The sequence below is a fragment of the Acidocella sp. MX-AZ02 genome (genome assembly GCF_000306035.1).
Lineage (GTDB): Bacteria > Pseudomonadota > Alphaproteobacteria > Acetobacterales > Acetobacteraceae > Acidocella > Acidocella facilis.
Genome location: NZ_JH976208.1, coordinates 220599 through 223442, shown reverse-complemented (window position 1 = coordinate 223442; position 2844 = coordinate 220599). Strand labels below are relative to the sequence as shown.

Annotated in this window: 2 protein-coding genes; both read left to right on the top strand. The window is 67.7% G+C overall.

From position 1 onward, the window contains the following. Nucleotides 1-88: 88 nt before the first annotated feature. Nucleotides 89-1309: a flagellar hook-associated protein FlgL gene (gene flgL / locus MXAZACID_RS09280; RefSeq protein ID WP_008494025.1), complete on the top strand. Its 1221-nt coding sequence runs from the start codon at nucleotides 89-91 to the stop codon at nucleotides 1307-1309. A gap of 15 nt (nucleotides 1310-1324) precedes the next feature. After that, nucleotides 1325-2844: sulfotransferase (locus MXAZACID_RS09275; protein ID WP_008494024.1), on the top strand; the 1520-nt coding region annotated here is incomplete at its 3' end.

Genomic DNA, 2844 nt, shown 5'->3' with positions numbered 1-2844 from the left:
CGCCCAGGCGCTGCGCGCCGCCCTGGAGCGCGCCGCGCGCAACCAGCCCCACCGCCCCGCCGCCCCGTTGATCTGAAGGGAATCCGCCATGAATACCGCCTTCTACAGCAATTTCATCGCCAATCTGAGCGCCCAGGAAGCGCAGATAAACACGCTGCAGCAGCAGATTTCCACCGGCCAGGCGGTGCAGACGCCCTCACAGAATCCGGCCGCCTATGAAACCGCGGCGCTGGCCACGGATCAGATCAGCCGGCTCAATAACGACAATACCGCCCAGGCCTCGATCCAGACCCAGCTCGGCGCCGCCAACAACGCTTACAGCGCCACCAACACGCTGCTGGATAATGTGCAATCGATCATGCTGCAGGCGCTGAACGGCAGCACCAGCACACAGAATCTCGGGGCGCTGGCCTCGCAGGTGCAAAGTGCCGGGCTGCAATTGCTGGCGCTGGGCAATAGTGTCGGGCCGAACGGGAATTATCTGTTCGGCGGCTCGCGCAGCACGCTGGCCCCGTTCCAGCCCAATGCCAGCGGCACCATCTCCTATTACGGCGATGGCGGGCAGAGTCAGGCCAGCATCAGCACCGGGCAGACGGCGAACACGCTGGTCAATGGCCAGGTTTTCACCTCCGCCTTGAGCGGGGACGGCATCTCGTATGTCAGTGCCGCCAGCGCCAATACCGGCACCGGGGAGATCCTGCAGCAAGGGCTGGTGAATGCCGGCGCCGCCAACGCCTTCCAGCAGGGCAGCGCCTCGATCACGGTCAGCTTCGCCGTCTCCGCGACGGGCGCCACCACCTATAGCGCGACGCAGGGCGGCAGCAGCTTGGCCACCGGCACGCTGGTCAGCAACGGCACCGGCCAGACCAGCCTGCAGCTGGCCGGGGTGAATTATGAGATCACCGGCCAGCCGGCGAACGGGGACAGCTTCACCATCGCGCCGGCGCGGCCGCAAACCGCCTTCGCGCTGCTGCAACAAATCGCCTCGACCCTGGCCAGCACCACCTCCACCCCGGCGCAGGTGGCGCAAACCCGGCAGATTCTGAATCAAAGCCTCGGCACGCTGGCGCAATATCAGCAATCCGTGACCACCGCGCAGGCACAGAACGGGGTGACGCTGCAAGCCCTCGCCAATGCCTCGACCGGCGATACCACCCAGCAGACCGCGGCGCAGGCAGCCGTCAACAGCGCCACCGGAGTCAACATGCCCGCCGCCATCACCACGCTGGAACAGACGATGACCGCCATGCAGGCGGCGATGAAAAGCTTCGCCAGCGCGCAAAGCCTGAGCCTGTTCAGCTATCTCTGAAAGCGAGTCCCCAAAATGTCGGATGCGATCTTCATCGTCGGCTATTACCGCAGCGGCACCTCGGCCCTTTCCGGCACGCTGGAAAAGGCCGGCGTCAAATTCTACAACGATGCCGATGCCAACGAGCATAACCCGCTTGGCTTCTATGAAATTCCGGAACTGATCCAGCTCGATGTCGATCTCTTCAACCGGCTGGGCGTGGATTGGACGGATGTGCGCAGCCTGCCCGCCGGCTGGGCGGAGCGGCCGGACATGGCCAGCTTCACCGCCCGGCTGGATGAGATTTTGCGCCGGCGCTTTCCCCCGCGCGAACGGCTCTGGGGGCTGAAACATCCGCATCTGTGCCGGACCTTGCCACTTTATGAGCGCGCCGCCCGGCAGGCCGGGCACAGCCCGCATGTGGTGCATATTTTCCGCGACCCCTGGGCGGCGGCGTCCAGCCAGGCGCGCAAGAACGGCCTCACCCGCGCCCATGCGCTGCTGCTCTGGCTCAGCTACGCGACGGACGCGGAACGCCAGGCCCGGCATCTGCCGCGCACCTGGCTCACCTATCAGGAGCTGCTGGCGGACCCGCAGGCGCAGCTGCCCCGCATCGGCGCCGAGCTGGGGCTGACTTTCAAGCGCGACCTGCGGGCCGCCTGCGCGCATCTCAACGGCCAGCTCAACCGCTCGGAAAACCTGCCGAGCGAGGGGCTGAGCCAGCCGCTGCGCCGGCTGGTCGAGGCGACATGGGCGGCGATCCAGGCGCGGCATTTCGACCCGGGGCTGTGGGATGAGCTGACCGAGGAAACCGCTGACCTGGTTGGGTTTCTCAACGAAATCGGGGCCAGCCGGGCGCGCGCGCTGCCGGCCTTCGGCGGCGCCGCGATGGCGGCGGAGGCGCCGCGCGACGTCACCGCAATGCCCCGCCCCAGCGAACGCACGGACGAAGCGGCGAAAGCCCGGCTGCTGGCGATCCAAAATCAAATTGGAGCACTGCCGCGCCTGACCGTGCTGCTCGCCGCCCCCGCCGGGCAGGCGCCGGCGGTGACGCAGAGCCTGGAGAGCTTGCGCGCGCAATGGGCGCCGCCCGCACTCATCAAGGTGCTCGCCGCCGATGCGCTGAGCCTGCCGGGGATCGAAACCATCACCGTCGCGGACGCGCCGGAAGCGATGACGCGCGCCCTCTGCGCCGCCCTCAACGATGCGGCGCGGAGCGCGGATTATGTCGCGATCCTGAATGCCGGCGACATGATCACCCCGGATGGCTGCCTGCGCATGGCGCTGCTGGCGGCGCAAAGCCAGGCGGATCTGCTCTATTCCGACGAGATCGTGCCGCGCGCGGAAGGCGCCTGGATCCGGCAGAAGCCGGGCTGGGATGTCACCCGGCTGCGCCAGGCGGCCTATCTGGGGGACTGGGTCTGGTACCAGGGGGAGGCGCTGCTGGCGGCCGGCGGCTTTGACGAACGCCGCGCCGGGGCCGAGGAATATGATGTGCAGCTGCGCTTCGCGGCCCGCGGGGCGCGGGTGGAGCGGCTGCCGGAAGCGATCTTCAT